Source organism: Haloarcula rubra, from assembly GCF_019599465.1.
GTDB lineage: Archaea > Halobacteriota > Halobacteria > Halobacteriales > Haloarculaceae > Haloarcula > Haloarcula rubra.
The window spans coordinates 39792-60385 of sequence record NZ_RKLR01000006.1; the positions used below are offsets into that span (position 1 = coordinate 39792).

15 protein-coding genes are annotated in these 20594 nt (G+C 64.5%); 6 read left to right on the top strand and 9 right to left on the bottom strand.

Annotated elements, in window-relative coordinates:
* Nucleotides 1-264: 264 nt before the first annotated feature.
* Both EGH21_RS14845 and glmS read right to left on the bottom strand, forming a co-directional pair.
* Complete coding sequence (locus EGH21_RS14845) at nucleotides 265-2022, bottom strand: asparagine synthase-related protein (protein WP_220619264.1); 1758 nt, start codon at nucleotides 2020-2022, stop codon at nucleotides 265-267.
* A gap of 11 nt (nucleotides 2023-2033) precedes the next feature.
* Nucleotides 2034-3851 carry a glutamine--fructose-6-phosphate transaminase (isomerizing) gene (gene glmS / locus EGH21_RS14850; protein WP_220619265.1) on the bottom strand — a complete coding sequence of 606 codons (1818 nt, stop codon included), beginning with the start codon at nucleotides 3849-3851 and terminating at the stop codon, nucleotides 2034-2036.
* 326 nt (nucleotides 3852-4177) lie between these two features.
* Here glmS and EGH21_RS14855 point away from each other — a divergent pair, with 326 nt between their 5' ends.
* The 6 genes from EGH21_RS14855 to EGH21_RS14880 all read left to right on the top strand — a co-directional run bounded on the left by EGH21_RS14855 (nucleotide 4178) and on the right by EGH21_RS14880 (nucleotide 11796).
* The gene (locus tag EGH21_RS14855; protein ID WP_220619266.1) at nucleotides 4178-5020 is read left to right on the top strand and encodes a DsbA family protein; all 843 of its coding nucleotides are present in this window, start codon (nucleotides 4178-4180) and stop codon (nucleotides 5018-5020) included.
* A gap of 398 nt (nucleotides 5021-5418) precedes the next feature.
* Nucleotides 5419-6771 (top strand): nucleotide sugar dehydrogenase, encoded by a 1353-nt coding sequence (locus EGH21_RS14860; RefSeq protein ID WP_220619267.1) that lies wholly within the window; start codon nucleotides 5419-5421, stop codon nucleotides 6769-6771.
* A gap of 1 nt (nucleotide 6772) precedes the next feature.
* Nucleotides 6773-7801 carry a glycosyltransferase family 2 protein gene (locus tag EGH21_RS14865; RefSeq protein WP_220619268.1) on the top strand — a complete coding sequence of 343 codons (1029 nt, stop codon included), beginning with the start codon at nucleotides 6773-6775 and terminating at the stop codon, nucleotides 7799-7801.
* On the top strand, nucleotides 7798-8874 hold the full coding sequence (locus EGH21_RS14870) for a DUF354 domain-containing protein (protein ID WP_220619269.1): 1077 nt from the start codon (nucleotides 7798-7800) through the stop codon (nucleotides 8872-8874). The genes EGH21_RS14865 and EGH21_RS14870 overlap by 4 nt, the downstream gene beginning before the upstream one ends.
* Before the next feature lie 4 nt (nucleotides 8875-8878).
* A complete protein-coding gene (locus EGH21_RS14875) occupies nucleotides 8879-9811 on the top strand; it encodes a glycosyltransferase (protein WP_220619270.1) in 933 nt (310 codons plus the stop codon).
* The gene (locus tag EGH21_RS14880) at nucleotides 9808-11796 is read left to right on the top strand and encodes a DUF2206 domain-containing protein (RefSeq protein ID WP_220619271.1); all 1989 of its coding nucleotides are present in this window, start codon (nucleotides 9808-9810) and stop codon (nucleotides 11794-11796) included. The genes EGH21_RS14875 and EGH21_RS14880 overlap by 4 nt, the downstream gene beginning before the upstream one ends.
* Before the next feature lie 21 nt (nucleotides 11797-11817).
* On the opposite strand, the gene EGH21_RS14885 is transcribed toward EGH21_RS14880, so the two are convergent.
* The 7 genes from EGH21_RS14885 to EGH21_RS14915 all read right to left on the bottom strand — a co-directional run bounded on the left by EGH21_RS14885 (nucleotide 11818) and on the right by EGH21_RS14915 (nucleotide 20519).
* A complete protein-coding gene (locus tag EGH21_RS14885; protein ID WP_220619272.1) occupies nucleotides 11818-12864 on the bottom strand; it encodes an NAD-dependent epimerase/dehydratase family protein in 1047 nt (348 codons plus the stop codon).
* A gap of 45 nt (nucleotides 12865-12909) precedes the next feature.
* Nucleotides 12910-13584 (bottom strand): alpha/beta fold hydrolase, encoded by a 675-nt coding sequence (locus EGH21_RS14890; RefSeq protein ID WP_220619273.1) that lies wholly within the window; start codon nucleotides 13582-13584, stop codon nucleotides 12910-12912.
* A 187-nt stretch (nucleotides 13585-13771) separates the two neighbouring features.
* Nucleotides 13772-14347 (bottom strand): metal-dependent hydrolase, encoded by a 576-nt coding sequence (locus tag EGH21_RS14895; RefSeq protein ID WP_220619274.1) that lies wholly within the window; start codon nucleotides 14345-14347, stop codon nucleotides 13772-13774.
* Nucleotides 14348-14445: 98 nt separating this feature from the next.
* The gene (locus EGH21_RS14900; RefSeq protein WP_220619275.1) at nucleotides 14446-15444 is read right to left on the bottom strand and encodes a DUF1616 domain-containing protein; all 999 of its coding nucleotides are present in this window, start codon (nucleotides 15442-15444) and stop codon (nucleotides 14446-14448) included.
* A gap of 94 nt (nucleotides 15445-15538) precedes the next feature.
* A complete protein-coding gene (locus tag EGH21_RS14905) occupies nucleotides 15539-16456 on the bottom strand; it encodes a glycosyltransferase family 2 protein (RefSeq protein ID WP_220619276.1) in 918 nt (305 codons plus the stop codon).
* Nucleotides 16457-16516: 60 nt separating this feature from the next.
* A complete protein-coding gene (locus EGH21_RS14910) occupies nucleotides 16517-17959 on the bottom strand; it encodes a hypothetical protein (RefSeq protein WP_220619277.1) in 1443 nt (480 codons plus the stop codon).
* Nucleotides 17960-18110: 151 nt separating this feature from the next.
* Nucleotides 18111-20519, bottom strand: a complete 2409-nt coding sequence (locus tag EGH21_RS14915) for an oligosaccharide flippase family protein (protein WP_220619278.1) — start codon at nucleotides 20517-20519, stop codon at nucleotides 18111-18113.
* Nucleotides 20520-20594: the final 75 nt, after the last annotated feature.

Here is a 20594-nt window from a genome sequence, read left to right on the forward strand (position 1 = left end):
CGTCAGACGTTAGTCACACGTTTTAAACCCAACAGAGGTACTAGCCAAATTTTGTCAAAAAAGCCGCTTCGTTCAGTTAATTTCATCTTAAGCGAGGGAGCTGGGACCGATTAGTCAATTTTGCCGGCGAGGTGACTCGCCATCAGTAATTAATCATACACCTCTGGACGACCCGGTCGATACCGACCGATACTGGTTCGCGACAGACCGTTCCAGAAATATTAATAGGGGTTTACGCTCCGAACGGTGTCCATAACGTACTGTTCAGTTATGCCCGTACGGTGCGGACGCCGCCTGAGGGTCCTCTTGGGGCTGTACGAGGTCCGAAGGGTCTATAGAGGTAGAGGTGTCGTCTGTGGTCGAATCGAGCCAGGTGGTGACGTCGTTGACACGGAGTTTGAGGCGCCAGGGGAGTTCCTGGACGCCCGGCGAATCCGAGAATATCTTCTCGTCGAGCCCGCACTGGTCGTACAGCTCCGCTCGGTCGGGCCACGGTCCCTGATAGCCGGAAACGAACGGCATCGCTCGTCTGAGGAAGTTGTCTATCTGGTTGAAGGTGTAGGAGTCGTACGGCCGGTCCGGGGGTCGGTGGTGGAGTATGTCGTCGTCGAGTTTGCGGAGGGCACGCAGGTACGTCTGCGTGTTCCGGTGCTCTGGCGGTGTGGCGAGGTGCCACTCGACGAGTTCCGCGTCGAGTGAGACACAGGACTCGACGAACTTGTCGCTCAACTGGAACCGGAACGGCCGCGAGGGTTGGTTGAGTATCCCGAACAGCGCCATCCCGTTGTAGAGTCTGTCGAAGCGATGGTCCCAGCGGTCCAGAACCTCGTCGACCCGACGACGGAGGAACTCCTTGCCGGACTCGTCGAACATCGTGGTGTCCCGAGAGAGCATCTCGGAGGCGGGGAGGTAGCCGAACTTCTCGGCGAAGTGGTTCGCGATGTCCGGGTCGGGGTCCATGCGATACGGTGGACACTTCCGGTCGAACACCTCAACGCCGGTAATCGGCTGGAAGTGCCCGCGCAACATCGTGTCGGCGAGGCCGCCGTGGTAGATGGTGTCCACGTCCATCTGGTCCATGTACCCCGCGTGGTGGATGTGGAGGGACTCCATGATACCGTGCCCGTACTTGACGGTCTCGAGGTCCGTGTTCAGGTACCGCTCGTCGACGGAGAGCGTCTGGTGAGGAATCCCGTACTGCGTGGCGAGTTGCTCTGCGACGGTGAGTTCGGAGCTATCGGACTCCCCGACTGTGTAGGCGGCGTCGAGGTCGGAGATGCCAGCGAGAATCGTCCGTGAGTCGTACCCACCGCTCAGCAGGACCCCCTTGCGTCCGGGGAGTCCGCTGCGGCGTTCGAGCGCGCGACGCATCCGCTCGGCCAGTTCGGCCGCGTAGTCGAACTCACGGGACTCGTAGACGAACCGACCGAACTCGTGGGTATCTGTGGCAGTCAGCCAACTGTCGAAGGGAATACGACTGACCTGTTGGAGCGCCGTTCTGTCGTCGAAGACGACGCCGAAGTGCAAGAACTCGAGCAGCGGTTCGTAGTCGACTCGCGGGCTGGAGACCGTGGCGGCGACAGTCGCCGGGTCGGTCCCGAACACGCGCGTCCCGTCCGTGTCCGCGTAGTAGCACTCCCGACTCCGGACGCTGTCGGTCGCGACGACGCCGGACTGGTTCTCGTGGTCAGCGACGGCGATGAACGAGCCGTTGAATCCGGTCAGCGCGTCAGTGCCGTGCGCTGCGTACTCCGAGAGCGCCCACTCGGCGGGGTCCGTGCCGTCGATGGAGCGAGGATAGGCCTCTCCCCAGACGGCACAGACGCCTTCCTCGTTCTCGTAGACGGTAGTTCGACCGGGAATGTCGAGTTCCGAACTCCGTACGCCGAACGTGAGGTCGGGACCCGAGACGACTCTATCGAACTCGTCCGGCGACCGGTACTGTTCGAACGTGCTCTCGTCACCGAACACCCCGAACAGTTCCTTGTTCATCGGGCGGACGTCCCGGTCGACCTGTTGCATCTGGAGAGACATTACTGGACTGTCACACTCTTCGCGAGGTTGCGTGGTTTGTCTATGGCCCTGTCGAGTTGCTTCGCCGTGTGATACGAGACGAGCTGGAGCTGGATGTTGGCGAGGAGGTTCTGACACACCGGATGCGTGTCGGGGACTTCGAGGTAGGCGTCGGACTCCGCGACACCGGGACCGTCCGCCGGTCCGACACCGATAATCTCGGCCCCCCGAGTCTGTGCCTCCTTCGCGTTCGTAACCGTCTTCTCGGCGTCTTCACCGGTAAAGAGGCCGAAGACGGGCGTCTGAGAGGTGACGAGTGCCAGCGGGCCATGTTTCAGCTGTCCCGAGGCGAAGCCCTCAGCGTGTTCGTAGGTAATCTCCTTGAACTTCAGCGCGCCTTCGAGCGCGACGGGGCGACTCATCCCCCGTCCGATGAAGAAGTACGCGTCGTACTCCAGGAGCCGTGAGGCCAGTTCCTCAGCACGGCTGGTCTCGACGACGTGGTCGATGTGGTTCGGAATCTGCTCCAGCGCGGCGAGCAGTTCCGAGAGGTCTTCGCGTGGCGACGCGTCCGGGAGTTCGGCCGCTATCTTCTGCGAGAGCAGAATCAGCGTGACGACCTGTGACGTGAACGTCTTCGTCGCAGCGACCCCTATCTCGGGGCCGGCGCGGATGAACACGCTCTCGTCGGCCTCCCGGGCGGCGGTGGATCCGACGACGTTCGTGACGGTCACCGTCGACGCGTCGCGCTCGGTGGCCGTGCGGAGTGCCGAGAGCGTGTCCGCCGTCTCCCCGCTCTGGGTCACCGGGATGACGAGCGTCCCGTCAGACGTGGGGCCCGCCATCTTCGCGTACTCGCTGGCTCGGAACACGCGGGCACGAACGCCGGCGTCGGTGAGCATTCGCGCTCCGAAGAGCGCGGCGTGGTACGACGTCCCGCACGCGACGAGGTGGACGTTCTCGACGCCGTCCAGAATCTCGGGGTCGAGTTCGTCGAGGGCGACCTTCCCTTCGTCGGGGTCGACCCGACCACGAATCGTCTTCGAGAGTGAGGTAGACTGGTTGTGAATCTCCTTGAGCATGTAGTGGTCGAACGCGCCCTTCCCGACGTCCTCTGGGTTCCAGTCGACGCGCTCGCCGCTCCGGTCGACAGAGAGCCCGTTCTCGTCGAAGATGTGGGCCTCGTCGGGTTCGAGGATCACCACGTCGCCGTCTTCGAGATAGACGACGTCGCGCGTGTGCTCGATGAACGCGGGGATGTCGCTAGCGAGGTAGTACTGGCCGTCGTCGAGGCCGAGGACGAGCGGCGACCCGGCCCGGGCCGCGTACACGCGACCCTCGTCTCGGACGAGGGCGGCGATAGCGTAACTGCCTTCCAGTTCCTCGACTGCGCGACGGAAGGCCGCGATAGTCTCCGACTCTTGCTTTCGGAAGTGTTCGAAGAGGTGCGGGATGACTTCGGTGTCGGTGTCGCTCGTGAACTCGTATCCCTCGTCCGAGAGGAACTCGCGCAGTTCCGCGTGGTTCTCGATGATACCGTTGTGAACGACGGCGACGTTGTCGGTGTCGCTGGTGTGTGGGTGGGCGTTCTCGTCGGTGGGCGGGCCGTGGGTACTCCAGCGCGTGTGGCCGATACCGACGTCGCCTGACGACGCGGCGGTCTGAATCTCGTCGCGGACCTCCGAGACGTCACCGGCGCGCTTGTGGACGGCGATGCCGGAGCCGTTCTGGACGGCGATGCCGGCAGAGTCGTAGCCGCGATACTCGAGCCGTTCCAACCCGTCGATGAGCGTCCCCACTGCGTCGTCCGCCCCAGCATGTGCAATGATACCACACATCAGTGGGACACCTCGTGGCGGCCAGTAGAGATGGAGGTAGAGGAGGGGGCTACTGCAGTCGAGGTGGGCGGTCCGTTCGTGGGGTCAATCGTAGTCGAGGACAGTGTTCGTGCGTACATGTGTTCTCACCCTGGTCCCGATTCGACGGGAAGGACTCGTTGGTATCCACGGCTTTACGGGCCATTCCTATACAGGGTCTAAGCGCAACACTGGGGTGGGACACGGTGATTACGGCACTCCAGCCGGGTGACTGTCCGATGAACGCCAGCGTTCCCGGATAGTTTACCAGCTAAATAATGAACCGGTGACCGGACTAATGACCGTTAATGCCTGAGAGACCTTCTCGGAGAAAGTTCCTGGCTGCGCTGGCGGCTGGGTCGGCAATCACCGTCTCTGGCTGTGCGAGTGTCGTAGAGAGTGTCAACGGATCTGGCGGCGAGACGCCGACAGAAAGCGGCGAGGTGCCAGTATCGAACGCGTCACAATCGACGCCGGAGCCGACGCAGACGGCGAACGGGACGAGCGCCGCAGAAGAGACCGAGACCGAAGAGCAGTGGTCGATAGACGAGGTGACGATATCGGAACCGTCCGTCTCACTCTCCTCTGTCACGCTCCCCGAAGACGATGTCGCGTACCCGACGATGGGCGACGCCGACGAGACGCTGACCGTCTACGGAAGTTGGAAGTGCCCCTACACGCGCGAGTTCGTACTGACCCAGTTCCCGAGCCTCGTCGACGAGTTCGTGCGTTCCGGTGACGTCTCGGTGCAATTCCGGTCCGTCGCCTATCGCGGCGGCGAACCGTTCCTCGGCGTCGACGCACCGCGGTCGACTCGCGCGGGACTCGCCGTGTGGGAGACCGACCCCGAGTCCTTCTGGGAGTACTTCACCTACGTCTTCGCCAACCAGCCACAGGAACGGTATCGCTGGGGCAAGCCCGCACTGCTCACGCGCTTTGCCGGTGCCGCAGACGTGTCCGACCCGTCCGAAATCCGGCAGGCGGCGTCGGACGAGAGCGCCTACGAGTCTCGCATCGAGCAGACACTCACGGACGCGGACGAGAACGATATCTGGACCGTTCCCCGTGTCGTCTACGACGGCGAGGTGACGGCGCCGACACTCGACGCCGAGAGCACGCGCGAGCAGTTCGAAGCGGCGGCCGACGAGTAGTCGACGGAGACGGTGGCAGCCTCACTCGGAGGAGCCATCGACCCGCAGAGCCTGTTTTAATGGAGATTTAAGCGGTCGCGAGGCGTCGGCACTCCGTCGTCGGCATTCGCATCAGCTCGTTTCTCGCGTGTAGACGCGCGCTGCGCCGGACACGCGGACGCGCGGCGTGAGACGCCAGCCGTGTGAATAGACCACAGTCCGCGGTCGGAACCTTAGGCACCTGCGAAGCAGTCCACTCGGGCGACACGATTCGTCGCCGTCACGCCGTCGTCTGTTTTATTTCACGCGAATTAGGCGCTATCGTACTTAGCGGGCCCATAGGAATGCCCCCACGGCGTCGTTGTGTGAACGAGAACAGCCCGTATAGGTCGCACAGGGCTGGTGAACCGGTGATATCTATGAATTCGCTCCCAAGCAACGACGCAATCGACGGTATAAGCCCGACACAGGTACCTCAGGACGTTACACCCCGAGAGACGACGGTCTGTGTCGTCGGTCTCGGCTACGTCGGGCTCCCGCTCGCGGTCGGCTTCGATCAGTCGGGCTACGACGTAATCGGCTACGACATCTCGGAGGAGACGGTGGCACGGCTCTCGGACGGCAACGACACCACTGGTGACCTCGGTGACGAGGCCATCGAGGACGGCGAGGTATCGTTCACCACCGAACCCGGAAGCATCGCCGAGGCTTCCTACGTTCTCGTCACCGTCCCGACTCCTATCGACGAGAACCGGGACCCCAAGATGGACTTCGTCGAGGGCGCGGCCGAGACTGTCGGTCGCCAGATGACGCCCGGGACCACTGTCATTCTCGAATCGACCGTCTATCCGGGTGCGACGAGGGAAGTGATGGTGCCCGCGCTCGAAGACGCCTCCGGACTCGACTGCGGCGAGGACTTCTACGTCGGCTACTCGCCCGAACGGGCCGTCCCCGGCGACGAGGAACACGGTCTTCAGAACGTCATGAAGATCGTCAGCGGACAGGACGAGGCCGTGGGCCAGAACGTCAAGGCGCTGTACGACCACGTCATCGACGCCGGCGTCCACCTCGCGCCCACGATGGAGGTCGCGGAGGCGGCGAAGGTCGTCGAGAACGTCCAGCGGGACGTGAACATCGGCCTCGTGAACGACCTCGCGATGACCTTCGAGCAGATGGACATCGACACCGAGGCCGTCCTCGACGCCGCCGGGACGAAGTGGAACTTCCACGATTACAGTCCGGGGCTGGTCAGCGGACACTGCATCCCCGTCGACCCGTACTTCCTCATCCACCGCGCGAGCCAGGAGGGTCGGTCGCCGGAACTCGTCGAAGCCAGCCGGTCGGTCAACGAGTCCATGCCCAAGCACGTCGCCGACCTCATGGTGAAGGCGCTGACCGAGGCGGGCCGACCGCTCGCGGACTGTCGGGTTCTGGCCGCCGGGCTGACCTACAAGGCCGACGTGGCCGACATCCGGAACGCGAAGATAGCCGCTGTCCTCGAGGAACTGCAGGAGTTCGGCATCGAAATCGTCGGCTACGACCCGCTCCTCGACGACGAGACCATCACGGACTACCTCGACATCGAGACCCAAGAGAAACTGAACTTCGACGGGTTCGACGGCCTCCTTCTCGGGGCGGCCCACGACGAACTGGAGAACCTCAACCCGAACATCGTCGCGGCGGAGCTTTCGGACCCGCCGGCCATCGTCGACGTGAACCGCGCCTTCGACGAGGGGGACCTTCCCGACGGGGTCGCCTACAGGAGGGTCTGAGATGTACCGTGGCCAGACGGTCGGCGTCGTGTTGCCGGCGTACAACGAGGCCGAACACGTCGGGTCGGTCATCGAGTCGCTCCCCGCGTACGTCGACCGCGTGTACGCCATCGACGACTGCTCGACCGACGAGACGTGGGACGTGATTCGCGAGTACGCGACTACGAGCGACCAGACGACCCAGCAGGTCGCGGCCGCCAGCGCGGACGCTACCGAGGAAGTGATGTTGCCCGACGGCCACGGTGGTAGGGTTCCCGACGTCGTCCCGGTCCAGCACACCGTGAATCAGGGCGCTGGCGGGACACTCAAGACCGGGTACCTCCTCGCTGCGCGCGACGGCATGGACGCGACGGTCACCATCGACGCGGACGGACAGATGGACCCGGACGAGATGGACCGCTTGCTCGACCCCATCGTCGAGGGGCGTGCAGGCTTCTCGAAGGGGAACCGGCTGGCCGACACCGACGCCGCGGGCGGGATGCCACCGTTCCGGTTGCTCGGCAACTGGCTGCTGACGCTGATGATGAAGCCCGCGAGCGGCTACTGGCGGCTTCGCGACCCGCAGAACGGTTACACCGCGATTTCGAAGGAGGCGCTCGACGCCGTCGAAATCGAGGCCATCCCCGACGACCACGACTACCCGAACGACCTCCTCGCGCGCCTGAACGCCGCGGGCGTCCGCGTCGCCGACGTGCCGATGGCGGCGATATACGGCGACGAGGAGAGCACCATCGAGTTCTCGGAGTTCGTCAAGCGAACGTCGACGACGATACTGGCGGCGTTCCTCTGGCGGCTCGGCACCGAGGGCAAGCAGGGCCGCGCCCACCTCTCGGGGCTCTACTCGGTCGGCGCAGTGGGTGTGGTCGTCGGTCTGCTCGCGGCGGTCAGTAGCGCCCTGTCGGCGCTGCTCCCCGACGCGTTCTCGGCCAGTTGGCCGAAGTCGCTGTTCGCTATCCTCGGTGGCGTGGTCGCGCTCACGCTCGCCGTCGGCACGGAGCGACAGACCGACGCCGAGGTGATTCGGGAATGAACGTCGTCGTGACCGTCCAGCACGCCGGCCACGTGCACTTCTTCAAGCACGCCATCGACGAACTGACGCGGCGCGGCCACGACGTCCGGGTGTTCGCCCGTGACAACGAGGCCTCTATCGAACTACTGGAGTGCTGCGACATCGACTACGAAGTCCTCGCAGGGTCTTCCGACTCGCTCCTGTCGCTCGCCACGGCGCAAGCGACCTACGAGGCGCGTCTGTTGCGTCGGGCGATGGCGTTCGAGCCGGACGTCATGACGGCCATCGGTGGCGTCGCCGTCTCCCACGTCGCGTCGCTGGTCGGCGCACGGAGCGTCGTCTTCTACGATACCGAGCACGCTACACTCATCCGACGGCTGGCGTTCCCCTTCGCCGACACGGTGTGTACGCCGGACTGCTTCCGCGACAACGTCGGTTCGAAGCAGGTCCGCTACCCCGCCTATCACGAACTCGCCTACCTCCACCCGGACCACTTCGACCCGGACGAGTCGGTCCTCGAAGACGTCGGACTGGAGACGGACGACGACGTCGTACTCGTCCGTCTCGGGGACTGGAGTTCCTCTCACGACGTCGGTGTGAGCGGTATCGACGACCCCGTGGCCCTCGTCGAGCAGTTGGAGGCCGACGGGGCCGAGGTGCTACTCAGCACCGAAGGTGACCTGCCCGACGGACTCACCTCGCGTGGGTTCGACCTCGAACCCGACCGCTTCCACGACCTGCTGGCGGCCATCGACCTCTACGTCGGCGAAGGCGGGACGACGGCCGCCGAGTGCGCCACGCTCGGCACGCCCGCCGTCTACGTCAGCGACCTCACGCTCGGCTACCTCGACGAACTCGAATCGCGGTACGGCCTCGTGATCAACTGTGCCGGAGACGAGGGTACCGACACGGCCGCCGAGGCAGCCCGGTCGATGCTCGCGGAGCCAGAAACGGAGTTCCAGCAACGACGAATGCACCTCTTGACTGAGAAAGTAAATCCGACCGATGTCATACTCGAACAACTCACAGGCGACCCGAGTGCCCCACGGCGGGGCACAGAGGCTGTCGAAACACCGCCGAAGAACGTCGGGTGATGAGATGCGGATACTGCACCTGACGACTGGTCGGCGGTCGTTCTTCGAACAGCAAGTCGAGGCACTGCGCTCTCACGGCATCGACTGTACGGTACTGAACGTGCCGGGCGACTACGCAGCCGACGACCCCCGGAGCGTGACCGACTATCTGAAGTACTACCCACAGGTACTCGAACACGGACTCGACGAGTACGACCTCGTCCACGCGAACAACGGCCTCACGGCGCCGTTCGCGCTCGCACAACCGACCCGTCCCGTCGTCGTCACGTTCTGGGGCAGCGACCTAATGGGCGACCACGGCTGGGTATCGAAGGTCGGACAGTACAGCGCGAAACGGGCCGACCGTGTGATACTCCCGAGCCACAGGATGTCCGACTACGTCGACTGTGACTACACGCACATGCCGTTCCCCGTCGACACGGAACGGTTCCAACCGATGGACAAGGCCGAAGCGCGTGCCCACGTCGGCTGGGACCAAGACGAGACTATCGTGCTGTTCCCGTACGACCCGAGTCGGCCCGAGAAGGACTACGACCGGGCCGAGAAGGTCGTCGACGCGGCCGACGTCGACGCCGACCTGCGGACGCTGACCGGCAAGCCGTACGACGAGATGCCGTACTACCTGAACGCGAGCGACACGGTGCTCGTCACCTCGAAACGCGAGAGCGGGCCGATGGTAGTCCGAGAGGCCGCGGCGTGTAACGTCCCGGTCGTCTCGACGGACGTCGGGTTCGTCCGAGAGACGCTCGAAGACGTCGGCCAGTCGGCCGTCTGTGGCTCCGACATCGAACTCGCCGGCTCGCTCGAAATCATTCTCTCGACCGAGCAGCGACCGGACGCGCGCGAACAACTGGACCAACTCGACCCGGCCGGGTTCGGACAGCGACTCGAGCAGACGTACGCGTCGGTCATCGACCGGACGGAGGGGACCGCATGAACGCTCAGCAGACCGTCCGGCGATGGCTCCCGTCGCGTCTCGACACTGGGGCCGCCGTCGCGGGGCTACTCATGGCCATCGCCCTGTTCCCGCTCCGCTTTTTCGCGTCTCAGATATACATCAAGACGATTCCGCTCGTGCTCGGGTCGGCCTGTATCCTCTACCTCATCGCGAGCGTCCGCGACGACAGCACGGTCAACGGTCTCCCGACGTTGTCACGGGACGTCCTGCGACTGCTCCCGATACTCGTCGTCGTCAGTTCGGCCGCCATGGTCGTCATCGCCGTCGAACACGGCGAGCGGTCGGTGTTGTTCTTCGACGTCGCCGGCGTCGCCGGGACCCTGTTGCTGGCACAGATAGCGTTCTCGGGGAAGAAGTCCTTCAACCGGACTCAGATACTGCTCCAAATCGTCCTGCTCGCGGCCGTCCTCCGCCTGAGTGCGCTGTACGTGACGCCGGGGCTCATCGGCATCGACATCTGGACCCACATCACCCAACTGGCCGGGAACATCAAGGCCGCTGGCACGCTCGAAGCTATCGCGGACAACAAGCACTACACGTCGCCGCTGTACCACCTGCTGGTGGTCGCTACGTCGCTGCTTGCAGACGTGCCCTTGCGCTTGGCCCTGTACCTCTCGCTCGGCCTCGCGATGCCGGTGGCGATTCTGGTCGTTTTCACTATCGCGAACCTGCTCGTCGAGCCACGGTGGGCGGCCCTGGCCACGGCCCTGTTCTCGTTCGGTGACTACGTCATCGAGTGGGGCATCCACATCATCCCGACCAGCATGGGACTGATACTGTTCCTCGGCGTGCTGTACTGGCTGGTCCGGGTCATGCGGACGGACTACGGACTCAGGGAGTTCGGCCTGCTGGTGCTGTTCACCACCGCGGTCATCCTCACCCACCAGGTGTCGTCGTTCATCATGCTGGTACTCCTCGGTGCCGGACTCGCCGCGTATCTGGTGCTCAAACTGAGCATCTTCAGCCGGTCGCCGCTCGACCCGGACGTGTTCAGAGTGCGGAATCCGCTGAACATCGCCGGGTTGCTGGCGTTCGACGCCGGGTTCATCACCTTCCTCTGGTCGTTCACGCCGTACAACGGGAACTCGTTCCTCGTGACGGTGCTCAGCTATCTGCAGGAGACACTCGCCTCCAGCGCGGGCGTCCTGAACCTCGCCGGACCGTCCGGTGGGAGCGCGGGCGCGGCGGCAGCGAGTCAGGGGCCGACGCTCATCGAGACCGTCGCGACGTACGTCGACACCATCGGATTCCTGCTGTTGCTGTTCGGGACCTTCGTCGGATGTCTGTACGTCGTCAACCGCCAGCGCGCACAGCAATCCGTGTTCACGCTCCTGGCGGCCTCGGCGATAATGCTCGTGTTCGTCCTCGGGCTTCCGATGTTCGGCATCCGAAACTTCATCCCACAGCGGTGGTTCGCATTCCTGTACGCACCGCTGGCCCTGCTGACGGCTATCGGACTCAGGCACCTCGCCATCGAACTCGACAGGCGAACGGTGGCCGTCGTGGTACTCATCTTCGTCCTCGTGTTCCCCAGCGTGATGGTCATGTCCAGCAACGGGACCATCGACAACCCCGTCTTCGAGAATCAGGAGGCGCAGTTGTCCTACACCGAGGCCGAGATAGACGCCGCGTACACCATCGGCGAGATGACGGGGTCCCCCGACGGGGACAACCTCCGTCCGGACCAAGTCGTGTTCACGGACCACCCCTATCAGACGCTGTTCATGCGGACTGGGTCGTATCCGGCCGACACCGCCCGGATAAACGACAGCGAACCGGTCACGCACGACATCACCGTCTACCGGCAGGAGCAGACGGAGGCGGCCACCTACTTCATCAACAGCAACGGTATCGGCGAGATTCGAAACATCCCCCAGCAGCGAATCTGCCGATCGAATCAGGCCGTCATCTACAGCAACTCTGCCGTCGAGATGTGCGTCACGTCGCCGGCGACTGACGCCTGACGGACCAATTTTCGCGCCCGATCACTCCGCGACAGCGTCCAGCAACCGTTCTTCCGCCGCTCGGCCGGGATCGAAGGCGCTGCCGTCGCGCTCGCTCGCGAGTGCGTCCTCGACAGTCCGTTCCATGGCTTCTTCGACGGGCGTCGACTCCCAGCCGAGCGCGGCGAGTTTGCACGTCGACAGCACGTGGGGGTAGTTGTGTCCGAGGTGGTGATAGAGGACGAAATCGTCCGGCGTGAGCCCGACCGCTTCGAGTTCGCGGCGACTCGCGTGGACCACGTCGACGGACGTGTCGAGCGTTTCGGCGACGAGATCGACGACGTCCTCCATCGTGAGGACGAGTCGGTCGGCGACGTTGTACGCCTCGCCGGGGGTGCCGTCCTCGGCCACGACGCGGAGGGCACTCGCGACGTCTTCGACGTAGACGCGGTGCCAGATGGCGGTCCCGTCACCCGGCACGACGACGCGGTCGTAGTCGGCGACGCGGTGTATCCAGTACTCGTGGTGGTTCTGGATGCCCGGTCGGTCGGGTGCCCACGAGACGGACCCGTCCCAGCCGTCGAGTGATTTCGGGCCGTACACCATCGTCGGTCGGACGCTGGTGGCGGCCACGCCGTCCTCGGCCGCACGGGTAACGATACGGTCACACTCGGCCTTTCTGGGGCCGTAGCTAGCCATCGTGTCGTCGTCGCCGTGTGTCGGAGAATACGAGTGGAGCGGCGTGTCAGATTCACGTTTCGGGATGTCCTTTCGGGCGTATACCCCGCCACTGGAGACGTAGACGTAGGCGTCGACGTCGGCGAACGTCTCCACGGCGACCCGGGCGTCCTCCGGGTGGAACAGCGCGCAGTCGACGACGACGTCCGGGTCGGTCCGGTCGACTGCCGACCGGAACGCTTCGGTGTCCGTTCGGTCGACCGTGACGTGTGTGACGGCGTCTAAGTTATCGGCCGATTCGGCCCGGCGACGACGGCTGAACGCCGTCACGTCGTACCCGTGGTCGAGCAGTTCGGCTACCGTGTGGCGGCCGACGAAGCCGGTTCCGCCCACGACGAGCGCGGAAACCATGCGAGAAGTTGTATCTACACCAACATAACGATAGCTCCGTCACTGTCAACAGGCGTCTCCCAGCAGGTCGAACATCGCCGACCAGACGGCCGCCGAGTGCTCGCTCTCGAACAGTCGCTGCCCGTGTGCGGCCCCGTCGAAGGTCAGCAGTCGTTTGGGGTCGGACGCATCGTCGTGGAGTCGGGTGGCGATGTCGACGAACCGCTGCTCGTCACCCTCGCTGACCACGAACAGTTTCTGCCCGGTCAGCGCGCCGGCCCGCTCTGCCCCGCCGGCCGCAGAGAGGGTCACCACACCGTCGACGCGGTCTGGTATCTCGGCGGCGGCACCGACGATAGCGGCGCCGCCGGTACTCGCACCGACGAGGACGACGGACGACACCGCCCGTTCGGACCGCAAGAACTCGACGGCGGCCCTGACGGCGGCCACCCGTTGTTCGCCCTCGTCGATGGCGAGCGCCAGCCATCCGTTCGAGGCCAGTCGCTCTGCCTGCGGTCGCCAACTCTCCCGGTCGAGGTTGATCTGCGGGACGAGGACGACCCCACAGTCGCCAGCCCCGTAGAGCGTCCCCTCGACTGTCGCCCCGCCGGACGTGTCGAACGAGACGTCGCTTGAGCCAGTGGTCGTCGTCGATTCGGTAGCCGACGACGACGCCGTCGCGTCACTCGTCGTTTCGGTGGTGGTGGGTGAAGCGCCCTCGTTCGAGCCATCCGGTCCCATACACCCCGCAGTCGCTCCCGTCAGCGTGACACCGGCCGCGGCGAGCAACTGACGGCGAGATAGTGGTGTGTCCACAACCACGGTTCGGCGAGTGTGTGATTACTTATCTTGCCGATAATGCGTCCGTGCGGCCCAGCCGACTCGGAGAGCGTCGCGCTAACGGAGGCGTACCGGAGGCCGTCGCCGGTCAGTCGACGGACGGACGCTCCGGCAACGGGAGAATCCCGAGTCCGGGACAGTCGTCGGCCCACCAGACCAGCAGCGTCGTGCCGAGCAGCGCGACCTCCAGCGAGAGGAAGAGCAGTCCCCGCGGCGTCCCGAGGAAGAAGAGGAAGCGGACGAAGTAGTAGAGCGCGTTGTCTAGGAATCCCCCCTGCCCGGAGCTCTGGATGGTCACGAGCGGCCACAGGTAGGCCTCCAGACGGAGCGGGTTCCCGACGACGACTTGATACATGGCGTCGGCGGGGATGTGGGCGAGGTAGGCGACGCTGAACCCGGTTCCGACCGCCCTGTGCCCCAGTTTGCCGAGGAGGACGACGACGGCGAGCGACAGCGCCGTCGCGGTGAAGACGGAGTGGGCGACGGAGACGCCGCTCGGGAATAGCTCGAACGTCCACGCGAGCGGTTTGTCGACGAGATCCGGAAACAGTGCGCCGAACCCGACGGCGAGCGCCGGCAGCGTCCCCGGCGACTCGCCGTACCGGAGGTGGACGTAGCCCGAGTACAGCAGGTAACCGACGGCGACGTGTTCCCATGGCCACATCGTGGTCAGGCCAGGGCCGGTGTTGGCAGTGCAGTCGTCGGCGTCGAAGCGTCATGTATCGCGTCGTCGTATCGAGTAGGTAGTATCGTCATTGGAGTTCAGGCGACTGTAATCGGCAGTCGGAGCGACTGGTAGGCCGACTCCATCGTCGGGTCGTCGGGAGCCTGTCCGCGGTAGAGATAGACGACCATCCGCTGGTCGGACCCCCGCATGGAGGGCGACACCTCGAAGTTTACCGTACGCGTCTCGGCGTGGTCGACGGTCACGGACTGTGCGGCCACGCGGTTGCTCTCTACCACTTGCGCGTCGGCGCCGGTCCCGTTGGTGCGCTGGACGTGGACCACCGCCTCGTACTGCATCTGTTCGTGCTCCTGGTTGGTGACGTTGACCGAGAGGGTGCGCGTCTCGCCAGCGACGAACTGGGCGGGGTACATCGATTGGGTGTCGCCCGTCACGTTGTCGGTGTTGACGTAGAACTCCGTGAACCCGTCCTGCTGTGGCGGGTTGACCGCAGCGTACCCGACGCTCGACACCAGCAAGAGCAGACTCACACCGAGGGCGACGTTGAACAGGCGGCGTCTGCTGTCCGCCGTCCCGAAGGCGTTGCTCGCGTCGGAGTACGTGACGTTCGAGAGGAACTCGGAAATCTGCGGCGTGTAGCGCCGCTCGGCCGGCAGTCGGTACCGTCGTATCAGGCCACCCACCGTCAGCAGGAGCGTGAGGCCAGTCGTCCCGAACAGCAGTGGGTACAGCGTGATACCCCACGGGGTGAAGTTGGCGACGACGGCCACCAGCGGCACGATGAACAGCGTCGTGACGACGGCGAAGACGAACCGTTCGAGGGCGTCGATACCCTCCTTCGTCGGGAGCGGATTACGCAACCCGCGTTGGTTCTCGTCGAAGGTCCGTACGGCCGAGTTCCCCGCGGCTGGGTAGAGAAACGAGACGAAGGCGTATCCGGGCAAGACAGTTACGAGCGGTACGACGACGGCGGTCCGGAGTACTCCGGTCACGCCGAACGCGACCGTGAGTACTGCCAGCCCTGTCGCGAACGCGACCAAGGAGAGGTCGACGTACCATCGGTCCAGCGGTGACATTGCTACGTCGTACACTCCAACGGGCCCTTATTATTCGTCGGATAAGGCCAATACACCCGAATCGCGAGACGGACGACTGACAGGTACCCGCGCACTACGCCGAACTCGCCGCGTCCTTGAGACCCGACCCGGCACTCCAGAGGACGCCGGGGAGGTGTCGGGGTTCGAGGCGAGCGTTCTTGAGGTGCCGCGCGGCGTCGACGAAGTCGCCTTCCTGTAAGTAGAGCTTCGTCAGGAGGAGGTCGTGGGCCGCCTGTACGTCGTAGCCGTCCCGCTCTGCGGCTCGGACCAGCGAGGCGTGCTTCGCGATGAACTGTTCGTCGGCGCGTTCGACCGTCTCGGCGGGCGGAGAGCCGGTCTCGTGGCGCGTCACGAGCGGTCGGTCGACGTATCCGAGGTACCCCTCCTGGATGACCCGAAGGAGGAAATCGGGGTCCTGGAAGCGGTCCAGTTCCTCGTCGAACCCGTCGATGGCACGTGCGACGGACGTCTCGACGAGGAGGGTCGACCCGGCGCCGGAGTGGAGATAGTCGGCGAGAATCTCGCCAGAGAGCTCTTTGCCGCCTTCCTTCGGGCGGCCGTCGTCGTCGGCTCTCGAGAGGACCGACGCGGCCGCGGACAACAGTTGTCCTCTGGTCCCGTCGAGGTCGTACTCGAAATCGCAGTAGACCGCGACACACTCGTCGGGAGCGGACTGGTAGCGGGCCAGTTGGCGGCCCAGTTTCTCGGGGTGCCACTCGTCGTCCGAGTCGAGGAACGCGACGAACTCACCGTTCACGTGTTCGATACCGGTGTTCCGTGCGACGTTCGCGCCCCGGTTGGTCCCGTGGGTGACCACCCTGAGCCGTGGGTCGTCGTAGCTGTCGAGGAGTGAGAGCGTCCCGTCGTCGGACCCGTCGTCGACGACGACCAACTCGAAGTCCTCGTAGGTCTGGTCGAGGACGCTGTCGACGGCGCGGGGCAGCACGTCAGAGCGGTTATACGTCGGAATGACGACGCTTACGGTCGGCATGTCCGAGCGAACACACCGGGGGGAGTTTATTACCCACCCGATAAGCCGGAACCCGTCGTCTCAGTAGGTCGTCCCGGTGACGGAGACGTCACTGCCGCCGGCGTCCTGAATCCCGTCGGGGAGTTCGTTGTTCTTGATGCGGACGGAGGTGGCGTCCGGCCCGATGCGAATCGACTCGTCGCCGCTGTAGGAGTCGAGGTAGTTGTCCTCGATCCAGATGTCGTCCCCGTAGGCGGACACCGGGCGGTCTGAACAGCGGATGCGACATTTGTAGACGGTGTAGTCCTCACCGAGGAGTGCGAGTCCGCGGCGTTTGCCGCCGCCCCACTGGTCGACAGTCAGCGCCCGGAACTCACAGTCGTCTCGCTCGCACCGAACCGCGTGACGGAGCTCCTCCCCCGAAGCCCCACCGGCGATACGGCTGTCCTGTACTACGACCGAGCCCCCGTTCCCCAACAAGCGGAGCGCGTTCGCACTACAGTCGATATCGATTTCTACGTCGACGATAGCGAGTGGGCCCGACCCCGACTTGGCGACGATACCGGCGGCGGGGACATCGGCGATGTCGATGTCCGTATCGCTGACGGTGGCGTCGTCGACGTCGTCGAGGAACTGAATCGCGTCACCGTTCGGCGCCGTCAGGTCGACGGAGACGTCACGAACCTCGACGTGGTTCGCGTAGTCGAAGCGGAGCGGAATCTGCGCGAGGTAGTTCGGTGAGCGCTGGTCCGTGACGAACTCCGTTCCCGCGACGGTTGCCCGGTCGGCCCCGATGCGGACGTTCACCGGCCCGCTGTTCTGGAACAGTCCCCTGACGACCGAGACGGAACCGTCGCCGGTGACGTACAGCCCGTTGTCGGGATAGTTCCGGACGATGCAGTGTTCCAGTCGCAGCGACCCCGAGTGGTTGTTGACGAGGATACCGGTCGGACCGCGCCAGAGGTCACCCGGCGTCTGGGTCTGCCAGTCGGCGCCGTCGGAGAGACGGAATCCGTTTACGTGGCCGCTCCCGCTCGCGTCGGTGATGCGGAACAGTGCCGGCCCCCACGTCCCGCTGTCGTGGCGGCCGATGACGTCGATGTTCTTGACGAACAGCCCGTCCGAGGCACTCACGTGGAACGCACGGATGCCGGTATCGTCCGCTCGCTGGTCGACTTCTAAGTTCTTGATACGGATGTCGCGGGCCGGGTCGTAGTACGTGCCGAGTCGGAACAGTCGGTACTGCGGTCCGTCGAAGTCGTAGTAATCCGCTGGGACGAGCGTAGCGTCGTCGCCGACGAGCCCCACGTTGTCGGCCCCGGACTCACGGATCTGTTCGTCCATGTAGTACCGGCCCGGTGGGAACTTGAGCAGCGTGTCGTCGCCGATGACGTCCTGCAGTACCGGGCTGACCGATTCCGAACCGCTGGGGTCCGCTCCCGCCTCGACGACGTCGACGACCGTCCGATACTCGTCTTCGATACCTGCCGCTGTCGCTGTGCCGATGAGTCCAGTGGCAGCCACCCCCCCGCAGACAGACCGGAGAAAGCTCCGCCTACTGGTTTGTGCTGCCGCTAGGTCGTTGGGTTGCACATCCGAGGAGTGCGACGGGGTAGATTTATTTATGCAGTCCCCTATACAGCCCTAATCGTCCATTTTCTGTCATCAATGGAGTCTATCTCGGGTCCCGTGGTTTCGCTCGTCCGACAAGTAGCGCGCTGAGAGCCACTGACGCCGCCGCAGAGACTGGCTCGAAACCGATAGTCAATATCCCTGGGTGTAGGAGGCCGTCGTTCGTTGACGTGCTCTCGGTCGTCTGGGTCGTCTCGGACGTCGTCGTGTTCTCGGTGGCCGTCGACGTCGTCGTGGTCGTGGCTGTCTCGGTGGCCGTCGATGTCGTCGTGGTCGTGGCTGTCTCGGTGGCCGTCGATGTCGTCGCTGTCTCGGTAGTCGTCTGTGTCTCCGTCGTCGTGGCAGTCTCGGTAGTCGTCTGCGTCTCCGTCTCGGTGTCTGTCGACCCGCCGCCACCGAGGAACCCGTCGTCGCCGTCGTCAGTTTCAGTCTCCGTAGGTGTCTGTGTCGCCGTCTCCGTCGGCGTCTGTGTCTCCGTCTCGGTCTCCGTGTCTGTCGACCCGCCGCCACCGAAGAACCCACCGTCGCCGTCGTCGGTTTCGGTCTCCGTCGCCGTTTGCGTCGCCGTCTCTGTCGGTGTCGACGTGCTCAGAGAGCCGTCCTCGTCTGTCTCAGTGGTGGTCGTCACTACTCCACCGCCCTCTGTCTCACCGCTCGTCGTCGGTGTGTCCGTGGCCCTCTGAGTCGAAGTACCAGTGTTCGAGGACGACTGAGTGTCTTCTGGGACCGGTGTCGTCGCCTCCGTCGGCGTCTCCGTGGCGTTTCCGGCACCCGGCATCTCCGCCCCACCGTCGGTCACGATGTCCATGACGGCGATGCCAGTCCCCGACGCGAACAGTAACAGTCCAACGAGTAGCAACCAGAACTGCCCCCCGTTCGGAATCAGGTCTGGCATGCTGAGACGACTGAGACGGGCGTCGGCCCGTTCCACGGTACTCCCGATGGGGTCCGGGAAGGCCGAGAGCAGGTCGACGCACTCTCGTAACTCCAGCGCTCCGGTGAGGAACGCGAACGTGAGGAAGACGGCGAGACCGACCGGCGGCACCACGACGAGGGCCACGATGCCGCTCGGAAGGAAGGCAGGCAACGACAGGGAGAGGTTCGTCGCGAGATACTGCGGCAGGAGCAGAATCGGCCCCGCAGCGAGCACCACCGTCAGGCCGACTCGGAGCAGACGTGCGTCGGCGAGCGGGTCGAAGTCGAGTTGTCTCGCGCTCCAGATGTGGAAGAGGAACATCGACGCGTACCCGACGCTCGTCGCTATCGCGGCCCCCGTCATCCCGTACCGGGGGATGAGCAGAAGGTTGAGCCCGAGGTTGAGGACGGCCGACGCACCCGTGGCGACGACCGAGTACCGCAAGGTGCCGTGCCCCTCCTCGATAGCGATCGTCGGCCGGACGGCGGCGAACCCGAGAGCCCCCGGTAGGAGGAACAACAGCGGCGTCACCGCTGGTGCGGCCTTCGCGCCCCAGTACAGCGGGACGACGGTCTCGGCGAGCGACGCGAGGCCGAGCGCCATCACGGTCGTCAACAACAGCGTGTACCGCGTCGTCCGTGACGCGAGACTCGCGATTCGGTCTGTCCGGTCCTGTGACCACAATTCCGACGTCGAGTGAACGTAAACTGTCTGTAATGTCATTGGTACGAACCAGAGGAACTCAGCCAGCGTGAGAGCCGTCTTGTAGTTGCCGACCTGCGTACTCCCGGCGAGCGACTGGAGCATGATGATGTCGACGTGATACAGGGACATCTGGCAGACGGTCAGGGCGACGGCCATGGTGTTGTAGGTCAGCATCTGCCGTCGCGGCAGGGACCCCGACGACGTCGGCAGGAATATCGACCGGAGCGAAACGCGCCGCATCACGAGGCCGACACCGATGACGGCGGCTATCGCGGTGCCGACAATCTGTCCGGCCAGTGCGCCGATGACACCGAATCCGTAGTACACCAGCGAAATCGCGACGGCGGCGAAGGCAACGTGATAGAGCACTTTCAGCGGTTCCGAGTAGCGCTCGAGGCCGAAGCCCATCAGCGTCCGACGGGCGTAGGCCCAGAACTGCGCGGCGACGACCATGAACACCATGAGCTTGAAGTACGGCTCGAAAGAGGGGTCGAAGTACCAGGCGACGAGTCCCATCCGGACAGCGCCGAGATAGCCCAGCGCACCCAGTGCGGCGAGCAGCGAGGCCATCCGGAAGTAGAACCCCACCACGTTGTCTTCCCAGTCGCTGCTGGTCCGGTCCTCGGCGACGAACTTCCGAACGCCGTTCGTGATGCCCGAACTGACGAATATCATGAACAGCGCGTGGATGGACATCACCGTCGTGTACTCTCCGAACTGCGCCGGTCCGAGGAACCGATACAACAGCGGCATCGTCACGAGGGTCACTAGCAGGGTCAGTATCTTCCCGGAGACGACTGAGAGGACACCACTCAGGATATTTCGTCGCATATGATGTGTCGTATGTTCGTATCAGTGTGCGCGCAGCCCTCGAGCGGGTCCGCGAGGGAACGGTGAACGTGGAGG

Excerpts from the sequence above, each read along its gene's own strand:
- EGH21_RS14860 (WP_220619267.1), top strand. The coding sequence starts at position 5,419 with ATGAATTCGCTCCCAAGCAACGACGCAATCGACGGTATAAGCCCGACA.
- EGH21_RS14855 (WP_220619266.1), top strand. The coding sequence starts at position 4,178 with ATGCCTGAGAGACCTTCTCGGAGAAAGTTCCTGGCTGCGCTGGCGGCT.
- EGH21_RS14885 (WP_220619272.1), bottom strand. The coding sequence starts at position 12,864 with ATGGTTTCCGCGCTCGTCGTGGGCGGAACCGGCTTCGTCGGCCGCCAC.
- EGH21_RS14890 (WP_220619273.1), bottom strand. The coding sequence starts at position 13,584 with ATGGGACCGGATGGCTCGAACGAGGGCGCTTCACCCACCACCACCGAA.
- EGH21_RS14895 (WP_220619274.1), bottom strand. The coding sequence starts at position 14,347 with ATGTGGCCATGGGAACACGTCGCCGTCGGTTACCTGCTGTACTCGGGC.
- EGH21_RS14880 (WP_220619271.1), top strand. The coding sequence starts at position 9,808 with ATGAACGCTCAGCAGACCGTCCGGCGATGGCTCCCGTCGCGTCTCGAC.
- glmS (WP_220619265.1), bottom strand. The coding sequence starts at position 3,851 with ATGTGTGGTATCATTGCACATGCTGGGGCGGACGACGCAGTGGGGACG.
- EGH21_RS14845 (WP_220619264.1), bottom strand. The coding sequence starts at position 2,022 with ATGCAACAGGTCGACCGGGACGTCCGCCCGATGAACAAGGAACTGTTC.
- EGH21_RS14915 (WP_220619278.1), bottom strand. The coding sequence starts at position 20,519 with ATGCGACGAAATATCCTGAGTGGTGTCCTCTCAGTCGTCTCCGGGAAG.
- EGH21_RS14905 (WP_220619276.1), bottom strand. The coding sequence starts at position 16,456 with ATGCCGACCGTAAGCGTCGTCATTCCGACGTATAACCGCTCTGACGTG.
- EGH21_RS14865 (WP_220619268.1), top strand. The coding sequence starts at position 6,773 with ATGTACCGTGGCCAGACGGTCGGCGTCGTGTTGCCGGCGTACAACGAG.
- EGH21_RS14900 (WP_220619275.1), bottom strand. The coding sequence starts at position 15,444 with ATGTCACCGCTGGACCGATGGTACGTCGACCTCTCCTTGGTCGCGTTC.
- EGH21_RS14875 (WP_220619270.1), top strand. The coding sequence starts at position 8,879 with ATGCGGATACTGCACCTGACGACTGGTCGGCGGTCGTTCTTCGAACAG.
- EGH21_RS14870 (WP_220619269.1), top strand. The coding sequence starts at position 7,798 with ATGAACGTCGTCGTGACCGTCCAGCACGCCGGCCACGTGCACTTCTTC.